We start from the raw sequence: 18,806 nt of genomic DNA on the forward strand, positions 1-18,806 counted from the left end.
GTCAGGACGGCTGGACGTGGTCGAAGAGGGCGAGGGCTTCGGCGGGGTCCGGGCTCACCAGGCGTTCCAGGCCGGCCGTGGTGATCTCCGCCCACTTGGCGGCCCGTGCCCACATCCGTTCCTCGAAGGCGCGGACGGTGTCGTCCAGGTCTCCGGGGCCGGCGGTGGCGAGGGACTCGGCGAGTTCGGCGCCTTCCAGCATCGCGAGGTTCGCGCCCGCTCCCAACGGGGGCATCAGGTGGGCGGCGTCGCCCAGGAGCGTCACCCCGGGGACGTGGGTCCAGGTGTGGGACACGGGCAGGGTGTGGAGGGGGCGGTGGACGAAAGCGGTGCCGTTGCGGAGGAGGTCGAGGACGGGGGCGGCCCAGCCGTCGAACAGGGCCAGCAGGCTCGATCGCACGGCCTCGGCATCGGCCGGGTCCAGGTCCGTGTGCCGGTCCAGCGGCGCGCGGAATTTGGCGTACACCTTCACGTGGCCGCCGCTGTTGCGCTGGGCGGTGAGGCTTCGGTTCACGCCGTACACGGCCATGGAACCGTCGCCGATCAGCCGGGCGAGGCCGGGGTGGCGGGTGTCGACGTCGTCGAGGGACGTCTCGACCGAGGTGACGCCGGTGTAGTGCGGCGCCACCGGCGAGACTGCCGGGCGCACCCGGGACCAGGCGCCGTCCGCGCCGACCACGAGGTCGAACGCCTCCTGTTGCCCGTCCGCGAAATGGACGAGTGCGCCGTCCCGGGTTCCCGGCACCACCTGCGTCACGCCCCGGCCCCACCGGACGTCGAGAGGGCCGAGCAGCAGGTCGCGGAGCTGCCCGCGGTCGATCTCGGGGTTGGCCTGTTCATCCGGACGGGGCCGCCAGTCGCGCAGGACGGTCCCGTCCGTGTCCAGGATGCGCATGGCCTGCCCCTCGGGGCGGGACAGCGCCTGGAACTCCGTCAGGAGACCCGCCTTGTCCAGCGCGAGTTGGCCCAGCCCTTGGTGCAGGTCCAGCGTGCCGCCCGGGGGGCGGGCGTCGGGGGCGGGATCGTGTTCGAGGACGGTGACGGGGTGGCCGTGGCGGTGCAGGACGCGGGCGAAGGTGAGGCCGGCGGGGCCGGCTCCGACCACTGCGATGCGATGTCTCATCGGTACACCGTATGAGGCGCGCGATCGCGAACGTGCGGGCCGAACGTGCCACGGGCGGACCGGGACTTCAACGCCGTGGCCGGCGAACCCGCCCGGCCGCCGGCGTGACAGGCGTCAGCCGTGGTCGGGGTAGTCCGGGAGGGAGATGGCGCCGGCCGCTTCGGCGAGGGCGGCCGGGGTGACCGTCCTGTTGCCGGCCCTGTTCCGGGCCAGTTGCTGGTTCTCGTGGACGTAGCCGCGCATCCCCCGTTCGTAGCGGTCGAAGGCCGTGCGGTGGTCGCCGCGGCTGTTCGCGAGTTCGCCGGCGAGTACGTAGGCGCCGACGAGGGCGAGGCTGGTGCCCTGGCCGGACTGTGGCGACGCGCAGTAACCCGCGTCGCCGACGAGGGCGACCCGCCCGTCCGACCAGTGGTCGAGGCGGGCCTGGCTCATCGAGTCGAAGTAGAAGTCCGGGGTGTCCCGCATGAGCGCCAGCAGCCGGGGCGTCTCCCAGCCGACCCCGGCGAAGCGCTCGGCGAGGATGTTCTTCTGCTGCTCGTGATCCCGGTGGTTGAAGTCGAGCTCTGCGGACCGGAACACGAGCATCGCCCGCGCCTCGGTGTTCTGCCGCGCGCTGTAGACGCCGACCAGCGCGTCGCCGGCGGAGTGGTACATCTGCCAGTGGTCGAGGCCGAGGAAGTTCTCCACGCTGAAGACCGCGAGATAGCTGCCGAGGAAATGGATGAACTCCCGCTCCGGGCCGAAGGCCAGCCGCCGCACGCCGGAGTGCAGCCCGTCCGCGCCGATCACCAGGTCGAAGCGGCGCGGGGGGCCGTCCCGGAAAGTGACGCCGACGGTGTCGTCGCCCTGCGTGAGGGACGTGATGACGTCGCCGAAGAGGTATTCGGTCCCCGTGCGGCCCGCGTCGAACAGCAGGGCCGTCAAGTCGTCGCGCATGATTTCCACGTCGTCGTTGTCGATCAATCCGCCGGTCAGAGTGGCCTCGGTGGACCTGCTCAACTCCTCGCCCCGGCCGTCCACGAACGACATTCCGCGCATGTTCGTCGTCGCCGCCCGGATCTCGTCGAGCAGTTCCATGCGTTTCGTGACCTCGAGCGCGGCGCCGCGGATGTCGAGGGCCTGCCCGCCCTTGCGCAGGCCGGGCGCCCGTTCCACGACCGTCGGCCGGAATCCGGCGCGCTGCAACCAGTACGCCAGCGCCAGCCCCGTCACGCTCGCCCCGGAGATCAGAACACTCTTGTTTCGCACGGCCTTCTCCCAGCACTGCCGATGTGCATCCGGTAACTGCGGTGCCCCTGTGGTGCGTTCACCTCAAGGCTTGTCACGGGATGCCGCGGCGGCAATGCAAAGATCGGCACGTAATAGTTCCGGTCCGAGCAAAAGGGCCGGTGGGTGATCAGCGCTCCGCGTCCAGGAGGGCGAGCCGCTCCTTCCCCCAGATGTTCAGCGGCGTCAGGGCCCGGTTCAGAGCGCGGCCCCGCTCGGTCAGCGAGTACTCCACCTTCGGCGGTACCTGGTCGTAGACCTCGCGGTGGACGATGCCGTCGGCCTCCAGCTCGCGAAGCTGCTGCACCAGCACCTTCTCGCTGATGCCCGGCAGCAGCCGCTTCGTCTCGCCGAAGCGGCGCGCGCCGGAGTCCAGCGCCCACAGGACGAGCACTTTCCACTTGCCGTCGATGACGTCGAGAGCGGCGTCGATCCCGCAGTGGTACGGACGCTGCTTCATCCAACCCCCCTGTTGTCCCTGCCGTACCGGCCCTTCCGGCCGGCCGGCCGCGCTTCAGGCTAAGCGGCGCGAAGGGGCCGTGATTCCCGAATCAGCCCCATCCGGGGGTATCTCACGGGCGCGCACCGGGAGGAGGGTGATGGAGCGCGCCCGCTCGGCACGACATGCCTGCCACCGGCCCCAACGGGGGTAGGGCCGGAGGCAGGAGTTCGTGTGTGCGGCGCCGGTCAGGCGCCGTACGGGCGGGCGGCGCGCGCCTCCCGCAGGGACAAGGCCCACCAGGTCAGCTGGTCCAGCATGACCTTCGCCGCGCCGGCGGACTGCTCGCCCGCCTCCGCGTCCAGGTGCCGGCCGTCGGCGTCGAACTTGCCCCAGGGGCTGTGGAAGCTGACCTGCTCGCGGATGGACACGGCGTGCAGCTCGGTGAAGACCGGGCGCAGGTGCTCGACCGCGCGCAGGCCGCCGGCCAGGCCGCCGTACGAGACGAAGGCGACGGGCTTGGCGCGCCACTGCGTGTAGTGCCAGTCGATGAGGTTCTTCAGGGACGCCGGGTAGCTGTGGTTGTACTCGGGCGTCAGGATGACGAACGCGTCGGCCTGCTCCAGACGGGGCGTCACCTCGGCGAGCACCGCGGCTTCCTCGGCGCTCGGCTCCTTGGTGATCCGCACCGGCAGCGGGTGGAGGGCCAGGTCGATGAGGTCGATCTCCATGCCGCCGTGGCGGGCGGCCTGCTCGGTGAACCACTTGGCGACGGTGGGGCCGAAGCGCCCGTCGCGGGTGGAACCGACGATGACGGCGAGGCGGTAGGTGCTCTCGGACACGATGGGGACCTCTGGAAGTCGTGGGGCGGTGGGTGGTGGAGCGGGCGGCGGACCGGGCGGACCGGGCGGCGTGGTGGGTGGCCCGTGTGCCGTTCCGTTGAGGGAAGTCTGGAACCTCAACGCAGCTTGAGGTCAAGGGCGGTTGAGAGGATCGCCTGGATTATCCGTGAAGTCCCTTTTTGAATGTCACCTTCCGCGGTGCCGGGCGCCTGCGACCGCCCTGCCCCGAACCCCCGCTGACCTCAGAAGATGTCGGCGCACCAGGGCCGCCGCCCCGTGCGCAGCAGCGCGTCCGCCCGGCCCGCCGCGCCGGGCCGCTCCTCCGCCGCGCGCCCGAGCGCCGCGAGCCGCATGGCGGACTCGCCGCCCAGGAAGAGGCTGCCCAGCGCGGCGGCGGACAGCGACAGGTCGGCCGGCCGCGCCGTACGGGTGCAGGAGGCGCCGTCGGGGCCGGCCTCCAGCAGGAAGCGGCCGGCGGCGGGACCGGACGGGCCGGAAGCGCCGCCGGGGCCGGCCGGTCCGGTGGCGTCGGTGACGTCGAGGACGAGCGAGCCGGCCACGGCGTACGTACGGGACCGCAGCAGCACCGGTACGTCCAGCGGCCGCAGCCACAGCAGGTCGGCGTCCGTGACCACGCGCGCGGCCCGCGGGTCCGGGAGCAGGTCGGGCAGGAGGTCGTCCGGCGCGCGGTAGCCGGTGCGCACGCGCGTGATCCAGTCCACGGACAGCAGGAACAGCCACAGGGCGCGCTCGGCGGCGGGGGAGACCGCGACGAGGTCGAGCACGGTCGCCGTCTGGTGCGGCAGCTTGGCCTCCCACCTGTCGTCGGCGGTGAAGACGAGCAGCCCGTCGATGCGGCCGCCGCCGTCCGCCGGCCGGTAGACCACGGCGGTCGGCTCGGTCCAGGGGGCGTCGTCGACCGGGAGCGCGCCGGTGTTCCGCCGCCACCACACGTCCGTACGGTCGACCAGGCCGTGCCGCACGGCCCGTACCCGCTCGTACAGCGCGGGCCCGTGCTCCCGCAGGTCGGCGACGTCCACGTAGTCGACGCGCCCGCCGTCGCCCGGACCGGCGTAGCGCGGGTCCAGCCCCGCGCGGGGCACGTCCACCTCCCACTCCGTGACGCGGGTGGCCGGGCCGAAGCCGAAGCGGCCGTAGATCGGGTACTCGGCGGCGATCAGCGTCGCCGCGGCGTCGCCGCGCTCCGCGGCCTCCCGCAGATCGCGGTCGATCATGCGGCTGAGCAGGCCGCGGCGGCGGTGCGTGGCCGAGACGCTCACGTTGCTGACGGCGTTCGCGGTCACCGACGCCCCGCCGGGGACGCTGAGCCGCTGGGTGAAGCTGCGGTACGTGGCCACGCAGCGGCCGTCGTCGAACGCGCCCTGGGCGCGCGGGAAATCCATCAGCTCGCGGCGGAACGCGAGCTCCGCCTTGCTCACGGCGGGCGACTGGACGTAGCCGGTGCGGCGGGCCCGGACCCAGCCGGGGAGGTCGTCTTCGGTGATCGTGCGGACGTCGAGGCTCATGGCCGCGACGCTAAGCGCGCCGCCGCCGCGTCCGCACCCGGATTTCCGCGGGCCGCCGGGCCGGCCGCCGCCTTGCGCGCGTCAGGCGAGGAGGTCGTCCACCTGCGCTTCCCCCTCGCGGTACCGGCGGGTGATCTCGCCGCTGCAGTCGTCCGCCGTCCGCTGGAGCTGCTGGCGCCGCACGGAGACCTGCCGCTCGTACGAGGCCAGGCGGTCCATGGCGGCGTGCAGCTCGCCGTCCGTCCGGGCGCCCAGGTCCGACAGCTCCACCTCCGACAGCATGTCCTCGGCCAGCCGCCGGTACTCCTCGCTGTGCGGCGTGCCCACGGTCACGTGGCGGGCGGACGAGCGGTGGTCCGAGGGGGCGTCCGCGAGGATCTCCGACAGCCGGTCCACGACGAGGCGGGCCATGACCGGGGAGCCCGGCGAGGAGCGGCGCGCCAGCTCGGCCCGGAGGATGTCGATCCGGCCCTGGAGCAGCCGCCGCACGTAGCTGAGGTCCGCCTCGTCGCGCCGGGCGTCCCGGCGCAGGGCGCGCAGCTCCACCAGGCCCAGCTCGCCGAGGCCGCGGCCGGGGACGTCCGCCTGCCGGCCGGAGCGCTGGCTCGGCGGCCGGGGCTGCAGGCTGTCGGCTGCCTTGAGCATGGGGCCGTCCTCAATGGGTGTGGTCATGCGCGTCTTCCGTTTCCCCTCGGGCGGTGTGCGGCCGCATCACATGTGCCCGCACAAGGCACCGCCTGCACGCATCGTGCCACTGGGTGAGGCCCGGGCGCAGGGTCTCCGCACCCGAACGGCCCTGGATGGACGCAAGGCATCATGGTCCGTATGCGTGCAGTGGTGCAGAGGGTGGACGGGGCGCGGGTCGTCGTCGACGGCGAGACCGTCGGAGAGATCATCGGACAGGGGCTGTGCGTCCTCGTCGGGGTGACGCACGACGACACCCCGGCGAAGGCGGAGCAGCTCGCGCGGAAGCTGTGGTCCGTACGGATCCTCGAGGACGAGAAGTCGTGTTCGGACGTAGGGGCGCCGCTGCTGGTGATCTCGCAGTTCACTCTCTACGGTGACGCCCGGAAGGGGCGGCGGCCGACGTGGAACGCGGCGGCGCCGGGGGCGGTCGCGGAGCCGTTGGTCGACGCCGTCGTCGCTCATCTCCGGGCGCTGGGGGCGCAGGTGGAGACGGGCCGCTTCGGCGCGGACATGAAGGTGTCGCTGACGAACAACGGCCCGTTCACGGTGCTCGTGGAGGTGTGACGGGGTCCGGGGGCAAGCCCCCGGAGCTCCTCGCTTACGGCTCGACCACGACCTCCTGCGTCGCCGCCGTCTTCTCGCCCACCAGGAGCGGTGCGTCGACCGCGACGTTCCGCTTGACCAGGGCCAGGGCGATCGGGCCCAGTTCGTAGTGGCGGGCCGAGGTGGTGACGAAGCCCAGCTGGCGGCCCTCGGTGCCGTCGGAGGCCAGCCGCACGGGGGCCCCGTGCGGGGGCAGGGCCACCTCGCTGCCGTCGAGGTGCAGGAAGACCAGCCGCCGCGGCGGCTTCCCCAGGTTGTGGACGCGGGCCACGGTCTCCTGGCCGCGGTAGCAGCCCTTCTGGAGGTGGACGACCGGGCCGATGAGGCCGAGCTCGTGCGGGATCGTCCGGTGGTCGGTCTCCAGGCCGAGCCGGGGGCGGTGCGCCTCCACCCGGAGCGCCTCGTGGGCGAGGACGCCCGCGGCGGGGCCGTGCGCCGCGGCGAACGGCTCCAGCAGCGCGCGCGGCAGGAACAGGTCCCGGCCGTGCGCCGTCTCGCGCGCCAGGGCGCCTTCGGGTGCTTCCGCGATCGAACCCGCGGGCAGGTACACCACGGCGTAGTCGTCCGTACGATCGGCGACCTCGACCTGGTAGAAGAACTTCATGCTCTCCAGGTAGGCGATGAGCGCGTCCTGGGTGCCGGGCTCGACGTGGGCCCAGACGGTCTCCCCGTCGTCCACGAGCGAGAGCGCATGCTCGATGTGCCCGTTGGCGGAGAGGATCAGCGCTTCCGTGGCCTGCCCCGGCGGCAGGTCGCTGACGTGCTGGGTGAGCAGGAGGTGCAGCCAGCTCAGCCGGTCGGGCCCGGTGACGGTGACGACCCCGCGGTGCGAGAGGTCGACGAAACCGGACCCTCCGGCGAGCGCGCGCTGTTCGCGGAAGAGATCGCCGTAGTGGGCGGCGACCCCTTCGTCCGGGGCCTCGGCGGCGACGGCACCGGGCAGCGACAGCAGCGGGCTGGCTTTCGATTCACGCGGCATGCGGCCAAGCCTACGGCGCGGCCGGCGGCTCCTTCGAGGCGCGCCCGGCGGCGCACTCCCGGCACTGGCCGAAGATCGCGAAGTGCTTCATGTCGGTCTCGAAGCCGAACTCCGCGCGGAGCCGGTCCGTGAACTCCGCGGCCACGGACAGATCGGCCTCGACGACGCCCGTGCAGTCCCGGCACACGAGGTGTATGTGGTGGTGCCGGTCGGCCAGGTGGTAGGTGGGGGCGCCGTGCCCGAGGTGGGCGTGGCTGACCAGGCCCAGCTCCTCCAGCAGCTCCAGGGTCCGGTAGACCGTGGAGATGTTGACCCCGCCGGCGGTGCGCCGGACCTCGGTGAGGATGTCGTCCGGGGTCGCGTGCTCCAGCCGGTCGACCGCCTCCAGGACGAGCTGGCGCTGCGGCGTCAGCCGGTACCCGCGCCTACGGAGGTTGCTCTGCCAGTCGGTGTCCACCACCCCACCAGTCTAGGCAGCGTCACCGCTCCCGTACCCCGTTGAGATAGCGGGCGAGCGCGGCGATGGCCGCCGGGTTGCGGGGGCTCTCGACGAGGTCGACGTAGTCGAGGACGAAGATCCGGTCGTTCTTGACGGCCGAGACGCCCGCGAGCGGCGGGTACGACGTCAGGAACTCCTTCTTCTGCTCGGCCGTCACGTCGCCGTAGTTGTTGATGACGATGACGTCGGGGTTGCGCTCGACGACGGTCTCCCAGCCGACCGAGGGCCAGGTGTCCTTGAGGTCCTTCATCACGTGGTCGCCGCCGGCCTTGGTGATGATGTCGTGCGGGCCGGCGAAGGCGCCGGACGTGGTCGCCTTGTCGCGGCCGTCGTCGTAGAGGAAGACCGTGGGCCGCTTGCCGTCCGCCGGCACGCTCGCCTGTGCCTCGGCGACCTGCTTCTTGAAGCCCGCGACGAGCTTCGCCGCCCGGTCCTCGACGTCGAAGACCTTCCCGAGCGTGGTGAGGTCCGTGTAGAGGGCCTCCAGGGGCGGCATCACGCCGCGCGCCTTGCCCGCGCCGCCGTTGCGGCAGGACTCGGTGAGGACGTACGAGCCGATGCCGAGCTTCTTCAGGGCCTCGGGCGTGAAGCCGCTGCCCTCGGAGAAGCCGTAGTTCCAGCCGGCGAAGACCAGGTCGGCCTTCGCGTCCAGCGCGAGCTCCTTGGTGATCTCCTTCTTGGACAGCCAGGGCACCTTCTTGTAGCCGTCCTTCCACGGCACCGACTCGCGGTCGGAGCGGTAGCCGGGGGCCACGTACCCGGCCATGTGGTCCTCCAGGCCGAGCGCGAACATGATCTCGGCGATGTTGACGTCGTTGGTGACGACGCGCTGCGGCGCCTTGTCGTACGTCGTCCGCACCCCGCAGTTCTCGACGGTCACGGGGTAGTGGCCGGACGCCTTCTTGTCCGTCTTCGCCGCGTCGCCGTCCTCGGCGACCTTCGCCCCGCAGCCGGTGGCCAGGGCGAGGACGGTGAGGAGGGCGAGGGCGGTACGGGCGGGGCGGGCGGTGCGCAGGGCCATGCGGGTGTCCTTACGAAGAGGGCAGGCGGTCGAACAGCAGGCGCGTCGCGCCGGTCTCCGGGTGCGGCACGCGGTGCGCCCGCACGCCGAACACGCCGGCGAGCAGCTCGGCGGTCAGCACCTCGTCCGGCGGCCCGGAGGCGACGATGCGCCCGCCGCGGATGACGTACAGCTCGTCGCAGTGCGCCGCGGCCAGGTCGATGTCGTGCAGGGCGGCCAGGACCGTCAGGCCCGCGTCCCGCACCAGCGCCAGCACCTCCAGCTGCTGGGCGATGTCCAGGTGGTTGGTGGGCTCGTCCAGGACCAGCACCCGCGGCTCCTGGGCCAGCGCGCGGGCGATCAGCACGCGCTGCTTCTCGCCGCCGGAGAGCGTGGGGAAGCTGCGCCCGGCCAGGTGCCCCGCGCCGACGCGCTCCAGCGCCGCCGCGCACACCTCGGCGTCGCGGGCCGTGCCCCGGCCGCCGGAGCGCTGGTGCGGCAGCCGGCCCATGGCGACGACCTCGCCCGCCGTGAAGTCGAACTCGCTCGCCGACTCCTGCGGCAGCGCCGCCAGCCTGCGCGCGCCCTCCCGGGCGCCCAGGGCGTGGAGGTCGTCGCCGTCGAGGCGGACGGTGCCGGCGGCGGGCCGCAGTGCCCGGTAGGCGCAGCGCAGCAGCGTGGACTTGCCGCTGCCGTTGGGGCCGATGAGGCCCACGAACCGGCCGCTGCCGGCGCGCAGGGTGATGTCCGAGACCAGGCGGGCGCCCGCGATCTCGACCGACAGGTCCTCGATGTCCACCTGCATCAGGCGCCTCCGAAGGAGTAGCGGCGGCGCCGCATCAGCAGCACGAAGCAGGGCACGCCGATGAGGGCGGTCAGGACGCCGACGGGCAGCTCCACGGGCGCGAGCAGCAGCCGGGAGGCGATGTCGACCCACACCAGCAGCACGGCGCCCAGCAGCGGGGCGACCGCCAGCACGCGGCGGTGGTCGGCGCCGACGAGCATGCGGGTGACGTGCGGGACCATCAGGCCGACGAAGCCGATCGCGCCGCTGACGGCGACGACGGCACCGGTCACGGCCGCCGCCAGGACGAACAGCCCGCGGCGCATCCGGTCGGGGTCCACGCCCAGTGCGGCCGCCGTCTCGTCGCCCATGGCCAGCGCGTTGAGGCTGCGCGCCCACCACAGCAGGGCGCCGATGCCGGCCAGCACGACCGCGGCGGCCACCGGCAGGGACGCCCAGGTGGCGCCGCCCAGGCTGCCGAGCAGCCACATCATGGCCGACCGGGCGGCCTCCCCGCGCTCCGCCATGAAGATCATCAGGGTGGTGACGGCGGAGAACCCGTAGTACATCGCCGAACCGGTCAGGACCAGCCGCAGCGGCGTCAGGCCCTGCGGGGTGCGGGCCGCGAGATAGACGAGCACCATCGCGGCGAGCGCCGAGACGAACGCCGCCCCGGACAGCGCCCAGACCCCGAGCGAGGCCAGCGCGCCGAACAGCAGGACGGCGTTCGCGCCGATCGCGGCGCCCGAGGAGATGCCCAGCACGAACGGGTCGGCGAGGGCGTTGCGGACCATGGCCTGCACGGCCACGCCGACGGCGGAGAGCCCCGCGCCGACGACGGCGGCCAGCAGGGCGCGCGGGAAGCGCAGCTCCCAGACGATGGTGTACGCGGAGACCTCGCCCGGCGCGATCGTCCCGCCGGTGAACCCCGCCCGCAGATAGCGAAGGGTCTCGGCCCACGTGACGCCCGCGGCGCCCAGGCCCGTGCCGCAGAGGACCGAGACCAGGAGCGCGGCCGTCAAAGCGGCCAGCAGGGGCGGCAGCGGCAGCCGCCGTGGCGCCGCCGGGCCGGGCCCCGGCGGGGCGGCGCCGGCCGCCTTAGGGCGGAGGGCCGGGAGATCTGTCGACACGGGGTGCGCCTTCGCCTCGGGCCGCGTCCGTACGTACGGAGGAGCGGCCCGGGGCGGGGTGCGGTGCGGTCGTGCCCGGGTGGTCCCCTCGCAGTCCACGGCGAGTTGTACGGGGATCGTGCGCGCCGTGGGCGATCGGGCTTACGGAAAAGGCCCCGGGGGCCTTTTCCGCCTACCGTTGCGGGTCAGCGCCGGACTTCGAACCGGACTTTCCCCACGGGGCGCGGTACTGCTGGGCGGGCGGTTCAGCCGGTGTAGGGCGTGCCGTCCGGGTTGTAGAAGGCGACGCCGTCAGGAGCGTCCTCGGGCAGGCTCGCGGCCCACTCCTGGAGGCTCTTCTGGTCGGCGATCTTCTTCAGGTGCGCCGACATGTAGGGGCGCAGGGGCACCTCGGGGGTGGCCTTCTCGCCGACCCACATCAGGTCGCCCTTGACGTAGCCGTACAGGCGCTTGCCGCCGCTGTACGGGCCGGAGGCCTCGGTGCGCGCGACGGCGTCCGTGGCCAGGTCGATCTGCGGCTTCTGGTCGGCCAGCTCGCCGTACCAGACCTCCGCGACGCCCGCGTCGCGGACCATGACGATCTCGACCTTGCGGTCCTTGCCGATCCGCCAGTAGCCGGTCTCGGTCTCCAGCGGGCGCACCATCTTGCCCTCGCCGTCGAGCACCCAGCTGTGCGACGTGTACTCCAGGAAGTCACGGCCGTCGTGGCTGAAGACGACCTCCTGCCCGAAGTTGCACTTCTCGGCGCCCGGGAAGTCGGCGACGCCGGCGCCCTCCCACTTACCGAGGAGGAAGGCGAGGGGCACGAGGTCCGGGTGGAGGTCGGACGGAATCTCGATCATGGGCTCAGACGATCTGTGCGAGGACGGGTAACTGGGCGGGTCAGCGCTGGCCCTGGTACAGCTTCTTCCAGGTCAGCCCGGCGAAAGCGAGAACGCCGACGGCGACCAGGACGAGCAGGGTGGTGAAGACTGCCTCAAGCACGAGCGCGCTCCTCGTCGGGAGTGAGGGTGTACGGACCGGTCACGGAGGTACGGACCGGTCCCGAGTCTAGTCGTCCCCGGTTCCGGTGGCTCTGTGAGGTGGATCGTGCCCGCCCGGCCTTGCGGTCACAGGGCTAGAGTGCCTGGCATGGCCAAGAAACTCGTGATCAAGGTGACGGCGGGCGCGGACGCGCCCGAGCGGTGCTCGCAGGCGTTCACGGTGGCGGCCGTCGCCGTCGCGAGCGGGGTCGAGGTCTCGCTGTGGCTGACCGGCGAGTCGTCGTGGTTCGCGCTGCCCGGGCGGGCGGCGGAGTTCGAGCTGCCGCACGCGGCGCCCCTGCCCGACCTCATCGACGGCATCAAGGCCGGCGGCGGGATGATCACGGTGTGCACGCAGTGCGCCGCGCGCCGCGACATCGAGGAGAAGGACCTGATCGAGGGCGCGCGCATCGCCGGCGCGCAGGTCTTCGTCGCGGAGGCGATGGCGGAGGGCGTGCAGGCGCTCGTCTACTGACCCCGTACTGATCCGGGCGCCCGGCTACTGATCGCGGCCCCACGGGTCGCGCTGCCCGGGGCGGCGCTTGCCGTCGAGCTCGTCCCACCACTCGTCCGACTTCGCGTCGCCCGAGGGATCGTCCCACCAGCGGTCCTCCGGCCCCCGCCGGTTGGCGACGATGGCGGCGACGGGCGGGATGACCATGGCCAGGAGGCACATGCCCACCGCGGCGGGCACGGACCACAGGCGCACGACCGCCCACGCCAGGACGAACAGCCCGATGCAGGTGCCCATCATGGCGAAGTAGAGATGGCGGCGCCGCGTGTACACACCTCCACCGTACGGCGGGGAGCCCACCGGGCGAAGGGCCGCATCCTCGTGGCGTCCAACCCCTGGATGCGGCCCCCGGCCGGATGAGGAGACCTCTTTGAAAGAGGTCAGATACACAAGAGGTCAGACGGCGATCGCGACCTCGGTCAGGCCGCCCTGCTGCGCCACGACCTTGCGGTCGGCGGTCGCGCCGGGCACCAGCGCGCGCACCGTCCACGTGCCCTCCGCCGCGTAGAAGCGGAACTGCCCCGTCGCGGACGTGGGCACCTCGGCGGTGAACTCGCCGGTCGCGTCCAGCAGGCGCACGTAACCGGTGACGGGCTCGCCGTCGCGGGTCACCGAGCCCTGGATCGTGGTCTCACCGGGCTTGATCGTCGAGGCGTCGGGGCCGCCGGCCTTTGCTCCACACATGGGTGATCCTTAACTGGTAGCGGTCGTGACGTCAGTTGGCGCCGAGCGCGATCGGCACGCCGACGAGCGAGCCGTACTCGGTCCAGGAGCCGTCGTAGTTCCGGACGTTCTGCTGGCCGAGCAGCTCGTGCAGCACGAACCAGGTGTGCGCGGAGCGCTCGCCGATCCGGCAGTAGGCGATGGTGTCCTTCGACAGGTCCACGCCCTCGCCCTCGTAGAGCGCCGTCAGCTCCTCGTCGGACTTGAAGGTGCCGTCGTCGTTGGCCGACTTCGACCAGGGGATGTTGCGCGCGGTCGGCACGTGGCCGGGGCGCTGCGACTGCTCCTGGGGGAGGTGCGCCGGGGCGAGCAGCTTGCCGCTGAACTCGTCGGGGGAGCGGACGTCGACGAGGTTGAGCTCGCCGATCGCCTTCACGACGTCGTCGCGGAAGGCGCGGATGGAGGTGTCCTGCGGCTGGGCGCGGTACTCGGTGCGGGGACGCTGCGGGACCTCGGCGACCAGGTCGCGGGAGTCGAGCTCCCACTTCTTGCGGCCGCCGTCGAGGAGCTTCACGTCCTGGTGGCCGTAGAGCTTGAAGTACCAGTAGGCGTACGCGGCGAACCAGTTGTTGTTGCCGCCGTAGAGGACGACCGTGTCGTCGTTGGCGATGCCCTTCGCGGAGAGCAGCTCCTCGAAGCCGGCCTGGTCCACGAAGTCGCGGCGGACGGGGTCCTGGAGGTCCGTCTTCCAGTCGATGCGGACGGCGGTCTTGATGTGGTTCTTGTCGTACGCGGAGGTGTCCTCGTCGACCTCGACGATGACGGTCTTGGGGTCGGCGGCGTCGATGCGGGCCTGTACCCAGTCGGCGTCCACCAGGACGTCACTGCGGCTCATGTTGTTCTCCTCCGGGGCAGTTGCGGATGTGCGCAAGCGCTTGCTGGGCGCGCGGCGAGGGGAGCGCGCGGCGCTGCGCAGCGGGTGGGATGGGAGACGAGACGGGGGAGGACTTCCGAAAAGGGGAGGGGAAGCTTCCCGTCAGACATGACGACAGAGCATGGCGGCGACGCGGCACAGGTCGACTGCCCGCCGCTTCGTGAGGTCCGCCTGTCGCTTCATGGGGGGATCGTAGGGACGACAGGGCGGGCGTGTCACCGGTGTGTTGGATGGTGAGACGGGATCTTCCGCATGCTGGGACGTGCAGCGGGTGGAGCGGCCGTCGAAGGGCGGCCGTGCGCCGCTCCCGGGCGCCCGTGCCGCCCGGAGGTCTGCCCTCCGGACAGCGGTGTCTCGCAGCGTGGACGGCGCCGGGTGAGGAGGGGGCGGGGAGCGGGCCGGTCAGCCGGCCAGGTTGACGTCCGAGCCGGTCAGCGTGATGTCGACACCGTCCTGCGTCGCCACGACCTTGTCCAGCTTGAGGCCCTTCGGCAGGCCGCTGATGCGCCGGTCGAAGTCCGTCTTCTGGCGGATGGCGGTCTCCAGGCCGGGGAAGGCCTTGGCCTCGTCGGGAATCTGGTCCGCCCGCACCCGGACGGTGTCGCCGTTCACGAGCGTGACCGTGGAGATGACGCTGCGCTCGATGGGCATCCCCGCGAGCTGCACTTTGCCGGTGACCTTGACCTGGCTCTTGCCGGCGGCGCCCCGGCCGCCGAAGCCGACCTTCACCGTCGGGTCGTTGGTGGCCTTGCTCAGGTCCTCGTACGAGAGGTGCGCCGTGCCCGTCGCCCGGCTCGCGACGGCCGAGCTGAAGCTGCTGTCGATCTTCACGTCCTGGAGCTTGGCGTCGAAGCCCGACACCCGGATCGACTGCCCGCCGGAGCTCGCGGTCGCGCCGTCCAGCTTGACGTCGACCTCCTCCAGCGTGGAGCCGGCGATCTGCGTGAGGAAGGGGAAGCCCTTGATGGAGACCTCGGGCGTGCCCGTCAGTCCCTGACTGCTGCGGATCTTCTCGGCCGCCTGGTCCTCGGCGAAGTACACGGCCAGGCGGTCGGCGCCCACGAAGAGGGCCCCCAATATCACCGCGATGATCAGGGTGATGCGTATCGCGCGCATGCGGTTTCTCCAGCTCCCCCGGGTCCCGGTCAGGCCCCTGCACTGACCTTGCAATGCCATGGAGCCTAACCGGACGGCCCGGAGGAGAGGGAAGAACGAGCGGCGGGCGATCAGCCCAGGACGCGGCCCAGGACGTAGACCGCGGGGGCCGCGACGGTGAGCGGCAGGGCCACGCCCGCCGTCATGTGCACGAACCGCGACGGGTAGTCGTAGCTGGCGACGCGCAGGCCGATCAGGGCGCAGGCGCCCGCGGCGAGGCCCAGCAGGGCGGCGGAGGTGCCCAGGTCCGTCAGGCCGCCGGTGGCGACGCCCGAACCCGCGGCCGCGAGCAGCGCCACCACGGGCGCGGCCAGGGACGGCAGCGGCAGGGCGCGCGCCAGGGCGGTCACGGCCACGGCGCTCGCGCCGACCACGACGGCGTCGGAGGACGCGGCCAGGTGCCCGGCCGCGAGGACCGCGAGGGCGGAGGAGGCGGCGGCCGCCGTCAGGCCGTACAGCCGCTCGTCCGGCGAGGCGTGGCTGCGCAGCTGGAGGACGAGGACCAGCAGGAGCCACACGCCGAGGGTGCCGATGACGACGGTCGGCGCCTGCGAGCGGTCGGTGGCCAGCATGCCGATGTCGGCGGCCACGCCGCCGAGGAACGCGAGCGCGATGCCCTGCCGGGCGGGCCACATGCCGTTGAGCCGGAACCAGCCCGCGGCCGTCACCGCTTGCAGCAGCACCAGCGGCACCGCCAGCGCGAACTGGCCGAGCGGCGCCGTGAGCGCGAGCAGCGCGGCGAGCGCCGTCGTCACCAGGGCGGGCTTGAGGCCCGGCGAGACGATCTGCGCGCGGCCCTCGGCCTTCGCCTTCTCGGCGGCCGTCATCGGCCGCGCGCTGCCGGCGTCGCCGCCGCCCGGCTCGGCGAGGAGCGCGGGCTCGTGCACCGCAGCGGGCACGACCGCGCCCGCGGCGCGCGGCACGACGCCGGACGCGGCCTGGCGCTCCTCGGGCAGCGGGGCGCCCGCGGACCAGGACGCGCCGTAGGAGCGGTCCTCCGCCGGCGGGGCCGGGGGCTGCTGCCACGTGCCCGTGTCCCACGTCGGCGTCTGCCAGGTCTGCGTGACCGGCTCGTCGTGCGCGGAGAAGCCCTGGCCGCCGTTGGTCGTCGGCCACTGGTACTGCTGCGGCTGAGACTGCTGGTGCGGTTGCTGGTGGGCCTGCTGGTGCTGGTGCTGCTGGGCCTGCGGCTGCTGCTGGGCGTACGGGTCGTACGTGTTGTACGAGTCGCCGTACGAGCCGTGCGCCTGGGCCTGTCCCTGCTGAGGCTGCTGGTGCGGGTGCTGCTGCGCCTGCTGGTGCTGCTGCTGGTACGAGCCGTACGCCCCGTCCTGCTGCCCGTACGACTGTGCGTCATAGCGCTGCGTCCGGGCGTCGTACGCGTCATACGAGTCGTACGGGTCCTGCGGGTCGTACGTATGGTGCGGCTGATTGCTCATGCTGCCGGGGTCACCCTCCTGCGAAGGGCGGGAGCACCTCTACGGTGCCGCCCTCGGCCAGTTGGACCGTTGCGTGGTCGCGGGTGCCTACCGGGGCGTCGTTCACGAGGAACGAGCAGCGCGCCAGCACCCGGGCGAAGTCGGGGCGCTCCGCGTGCCGCCGGCGGGCCGCGTCCAGCGCCTCCGCGAGCGTCCGCGCAGCGTACGGCTCCTCGGCCGTGCCGGCAGCGGCCTTCGCCGCGGCCCAGTACCGGATGGTGCCCACCGGCCCCGGCTGCCCCGGCAGGGCCGGTTTGACCGGGTGTGCCGGTTGTGTCGTCGCCACCGCGACCCCTTTCCTTCTTCTGCCGCCTCCCATGATGACGGGTGCCGCGCGAGCGGAGCGCCGCCCGTGCAAATACGGAGGCCGCACGGCGAGGCGCTCGCTTAGGCTGCCCGGTGTGCTGGTCCGACTATCACGGGCGTATCTGAAGCCCTACTCCTCATCGATCGCGCTGATCGTGCTCCTGCAGCTCGTCCAGACGCTTGCCACGCTCTACCTACCCTCACTCAACGCCGACATCATCGACAACGGTGTCGTGAAGGGTGACACCGGCTACATCCTGTCCCTCGGCGGCGGGATGCTGGCGGTCACCCTCGCCCAGATCGTCTGCGCGATCGGTGCGACGTACTTCGGTGCCCGGACCGCGATGGCGGTCGGCCGCGACCTGCGGGCCGCCGTCTTCGACCGCGTGCAGTCCTTCTCCGCGCGCGAAATGGGGCACTTCGGCGCCCCCTCCCTGATCACCCGCACCACCAACGACGTGCAGCAGATCCAGCTGCTCGTCCTGATGGCGTTCACGCTGATGGTGTCCGCGCCGATCATGTGCGTGGGCGGCATCCTGATGGCGCTCGACCAGGACGTGCCGCTGTCCGCCCTGCTGCTGGTCATCGTGCCGGTCCTCGGCGTGATCGTCTCGCTGATCATCTGGCGGATGCGACCGGTCTTCCGCGGCGTGCAGGACCGGATCGACACCGTCAACCGGGTGCTGCGCGAGCAGATCACCGGCATCCGCGTCATCCGCGCCTTCGTCCGCGACACCCACGAGCGGGAACGTTTCGACGGCGCGAACGCCGAGCTGATGGACGTCTCGCTCAGGGCCGGCCGGCTGATGTCGCTGATGTTCCCGTCCGTGATGCTGGTCGTGAACCTCTCCTCCGTCGCCGTGCTGTGGTTCGGCGGTCACCGCATCGAGAGCGGCGACATGGAGATCGGCGCGCTGACGGCCTTCCTCAGCTATCTGATGCAGATCCTGATGGCCGTCATGATGGCCACCTTCATGTTCATGATGGTGCCGCGCGCCGAGGTCTGCGCCGAGCGCGTCCAGGAGGTCCTGGCCACCGACTCCAGCGTGGTGCCGCCGGTCAGCCCGGTCACCGAACTGCGCGGCGGCGGGCACCTGGAGCTCAGCGGCGTCGAGTTCCGCTACCCGGGCGCGGAGGAGCCGGTCCTCAAGGACGTCTCGCTCGTCGCCCGGCCCGGTGAGATCACGGCCGTCATCGGCTCCACCGGCAGCGGCAAGTCCACGCTGCTGGGGCTGGTCCCGCGGCTGTTCGACGCGACCGCCGGAACGGTCACCGTGGGCGGCGTCGACGTGCGCGAGCTCGACCCGGCCCGCTCCGCCGAGGCCATCGGCCTCGTCCCGCAGAAGCCCTACCTGTTCTCCGGGACCGTCGCCTCGAACCTCCGCTACGGGCGCCCCGACGCGACCGACGAGGAGCTGTGGGAGGCGCTGGAGACGGCGCAGGCCCGCGACTTCGTCGCGAGCATGGAGGGCGGCCTGGAGGCGCCGATCGCGCAGGGCGGCACCAACGTCTCCGGCGGGCAGCGGCAGCGGCTCGCCATCGCCCGCGCCCTGGTCCGCAAGCCGGACATCTATCTCTTCGACGACTCCTTCTCCGCCCTCGACTACGCCACCGACGCCCGGCTGCGGGCCGCGCTGGCCCGCGAGACGGGGAACGCCACGGTCGTCATCGTCGCCCAGCGCGTCTCCACGATCCGTGAGGCCGACCGGATCGTCGTCCTGGACGAGGGCCGCGTCGTCGGCACCGGCACCCACGGCGAGCTGATGGCCGGCAACGAGACCTACCGGGAGATCGTGCTCTCCCAGCTCACCGAGGAGGAGGCGGCGTGACGACCCCGGAGAAACCGGCTTCCCCGG

At 72.4% G+C, this 18,806-nt stretch carries 21 protein-coding genes; 3 read left to right on the plus strand and 18 right to left on the minus strand.

The window, feature by feature from the left end:
• Window position 1: 1 nt before the first annotated feature.
• The 6 genes from PS271_RS16060 to PS271_RS16085 all read right to left on the minus strand — a co-directional run bounded on the left by PS271_RS16060 (window position 2) and on the right by PS271_RS16085 (window position 5,868).
• Window positions 2–1,123: an FAD-dependent oxidoreductase gene (locus PS271_RS16060; RefSeq protein ID WP_398382531.1), complete on the minus strand. Its 1,122-nt coding sequence runs from the start codon at window positions 1,121–1,123 to the stop codon at window positions 2–4.
• A gap of 114 nt (window positions 1,124–1,237) precedes the next feature.
• Window positions 1,238–2,371, minus strand: coding sequence for an FAD-dependent monooxygenase (locus PS271_RS16065; protein ID WP_398382532.1), 1,134 nt, complete (start codon window positions 2,369–2,371; stop codon window positions 1,238–1,240).
• Window positions 2,372–2,519: 148 nt separating this feature from the next.
• Window positions 2,520–2,849, minus strand: coding sequence for a winged helix-turn-helix transcriptional regulator (locus tag PS271_RS16070; protein ID WP_398382533.1), 330 nt, complete (start codon window positions 2,847–2,849; stop codon window positions 2,520–2,522).
• A gap of 227 nt (window positions 2,850–3,076) precedes the next feature.
• A complete protein-coding gene (locus PS271_RS16075) occupies window positions 3,077–3,670 on the minus strand; it encodes an NADPH-dependent FMN reductase (protein ID WP_398382534.1) in 594 nt (197 codons plus the stop codon).
• A 242-nt stretch (window positions 3,671–3,912) separates the two neighbouring features.
• A complete protein-coding gene (locus PS271_RS16080; protein ID WP_398382535.1) occupies window positions 3,913–5,196 on the minus strand; it encodes a GNAT family N-acetyltransferase in 1,284 nt (427 codons plus the stop codon).
• An 81-nt stretch (window positions 5,197–5,277) separates the two neighbouring features.
• Window positions 5,278–5,868 (minus strand): RsiG family protein, encoded by a 591-nt coding sequence (locus tag PS271_RS16085; protein WP_398382536.1) that lies wholly within the window; start codon window positions 5,866–5,868, stop codon window positions 5,278–5,280.
• A 153-nt stretch (window positions 5,869–6,021) separates the two neighbouring features.
• On the opposite strand from PS271_RS16085, the gene dtd reads away from it, so the two are divergent.
• A complete protein-coding gene (gene dtd / locus PS271_RS16090) occupies window positions 6,022–6,447 on the plus strand; it encodes a D-aminoacyl-tRNA deacylase (protein ID WP_398382537.1) in 426 nt (141 codons plus the stop codon).
• Between the two features lie 34 nt (window positions 6,448–6,481).
• On the opposite strand, the gene ygfZ is transcribed toward dtd, so the two are convergent.
• The 6 genes from ygfZ to PS271_RS16120 all read right to left on the minus strand — a co-directional run bounded on the left by ygfZ (window position 6,482) and on the right by PS271_RS16120 (window position 11,720).
• The gene (gene ygfZ, locus PS271_RS16095) at window positions 6,482–7,465 is read right to left on the minus strand and encodes a CAF17-like 4Fe-4S cluster assembly/insertion protein YgfZ (protein WP_398382538.1); all 984 of its coding nucleotides are present in this window, start codon (window positions 7,463–7,465) and stop codon (window positions 6,482–6,484) included.
• A 10-nt stretch (window positions 7,466–7,475) separates the two neighbouring features.
• Window positions 7,476–7,925 (minus strand): Fur family transcriptional regulator, encoded by a 450-nt coding sequence (locus PS271_RS16100; protein WP_356284473.1) that lies wholly within the window; start codon window positions 7,923–7,925, stop codon window positions 7,476–7,478.
• Between the two features lie 19 nt (window positions 7,926–7,944).
• Window positions 7,945–8,985 (minus strand): ABC transporter substrate-binding protein, encoded by a 1,041-nt coding sequence (locus PS271_RS16105; protein ID WP_398382539.1) that lies wholly within the window; start codon window positions 8,983–8,985, stop codon window positions 7,945–7,947.
• A gap of 10 nt (window positions 8,986–8,995) precedes the next feature.
• Window positions 8,996–9,769 (minus strand): ABC transporter ATP-binding protein, encoded by a 774-nt coding sequence (locus PS271_RS16110; RefSeq protein ID WP_398382540.1) that lies wholly within the window; start codon window positions 9,767–9,769, stop codon window positions 8,996–8,998.
• A complete protein-coding gene (locus PS271_RS16115; RefSeq protein ID WP_398386880.1) occupies window positions 9,769–10,797 on the minus strand; it encodes a FecCD family ABC transporter permease in 1,029 nt (342 codons plus the stop codon). Before PS271_RS16115 ends, PS271_RS16110 begins: the two co-directional genes overlap by 1 nt.
• Before the next feature lie 326 nt (window positions 10,798–11,123).
• The gene (locus tag PS271_RS16120; RefSeq protein WP_120757111.1) at window positions 11,124–11,720 is read right to left on the minus strand and encodes a heme-binding beta-barrel domain-containing protein; all 597 of its coding nucleotides are present in this window, start codon (window positions 11,718–11,720) and stop codon (window positions 11,124–11,126) included.
• 289 nt (window positions 11,721–12,009) lie between these two features.
• Between PS271_RS16120 and PS271_RS16125 the strand changes: the two genes are divergently transcribed.
• Complete coding sequence (locus tag PS271_RS16125) at window positions 12,010–12,375, plus strand: DsrE family protein (protein ID WP_398382541.1); 366 nt, start codon at window positions 12,010–12,012, stop codon at window positions 12,373–12,375.
• Between the two features lie 24 nt (window positions 12,376–12,399).
• On the opposite strand, the gene PS271_RS16130 is transcribed toward PS271_RS16125, so the two are convergent.
• The 6 genes from PS271_RS16130 to PS271_RS16155 all read right to left on the minus strand — a co-directional run bounded on the left by PS271_RS16130 (window position 12,400) and on the right by PS271_RS16155 (window position 16,930).
• Complete coding sequence (locus PS271_RS16130) at window positions 12,400–12,687, minus strand: DUF3099 domain-containing protein (protein ID WP_398382542.1); 288 nt, start codon at window positions 12,685–12,687, stop codon at window positions 12,400–12,402.
• Window positions 12,688–12,810: 123 nt separating this feature from the next.
• The gene (locus PS271_RS16135; RefSeq protein ID WP_398382543.1) at window positions 12,811–13,098 is read right to left on the minus strand and encodes a DUF1416 domain-containing protein; all 288 of its coding nucleotides are present in this window, start codon (window positions 13,096–13,098) and stop codon (window positions 12,811–12,813) included.
• A gap of 31 nt (window positions 13,099–13,129) precedes the next feature.
• Window positions 13,130–13,972 carry a sulfurtransferase gene (locus PS271_RS16140; RefSeq protein ID WP_398382544.1) on the minus strand — a complete coding sequence of 281 codons (843 nt, stop codon included), beginning with the start codon at window positions 13,970–13,972 and terminating at the stop codon, window positions 13,130–13,132.
• Between the two features lie 441 nt (window positions 13,973–14,413).
• The gene (locus tag PS271_RS16145; protein WP_398382545.1) at window positions 14,414–15,127 is read right to left on the minus strand and encodes an LmeA family phospholipid-binding protein; all 714 of its coding nucleotides are present in this window, start codon (window positions 15,125–15,127) and stop codon (window positions 14,414–14,416) included.
• Between the two features lie 110 nt (window positions 15,128–15,237).
• Complete coding sequence (locus tag PS271_RS16150) at window positions 15,238–16,605, minus strand: hypothetical protein (protein ID WP_398382546.1); 1,368 nt, start codon at window positions 16,603–16,605, stop codon at window positions 15,238–15,240.
• 10 nt (window positions 16,606–16,615) lie between these two features.
• Window positions 16,616–16,930, minus strand: coding sequence for a MoaD/ThiS family protein (locus PS271_RS16155; RefSeq protein ID WP_356284443.1), 315 nt, complete (start codon window positions 16,928–16,930; stop codon window positions 16,616–16,618).
• A gap of 115 nt (window positions 16,931–17,045) precedes the next feature.
• Here PS271_RS16155 and PS271_RS16160 point away from each other — a divergent pair, with 115 nt between their 5' ends.
• Complete coding sequence (locus tag PS271_RS16160; protein WP_398382547.1) at window positions 17,046–18,779, plus strand: ABC transporter ATP-binding protein; 1,734 nt, start codon at window positions 17,046–17,048, stop codon at window positions 18,777–18,779.
• Window positions 18,780–18,806 lie beyond the last annotated feature (27 nt).

This window comes from Streptomyces sp. SCA2-17, from assembly GCF_044336695.1.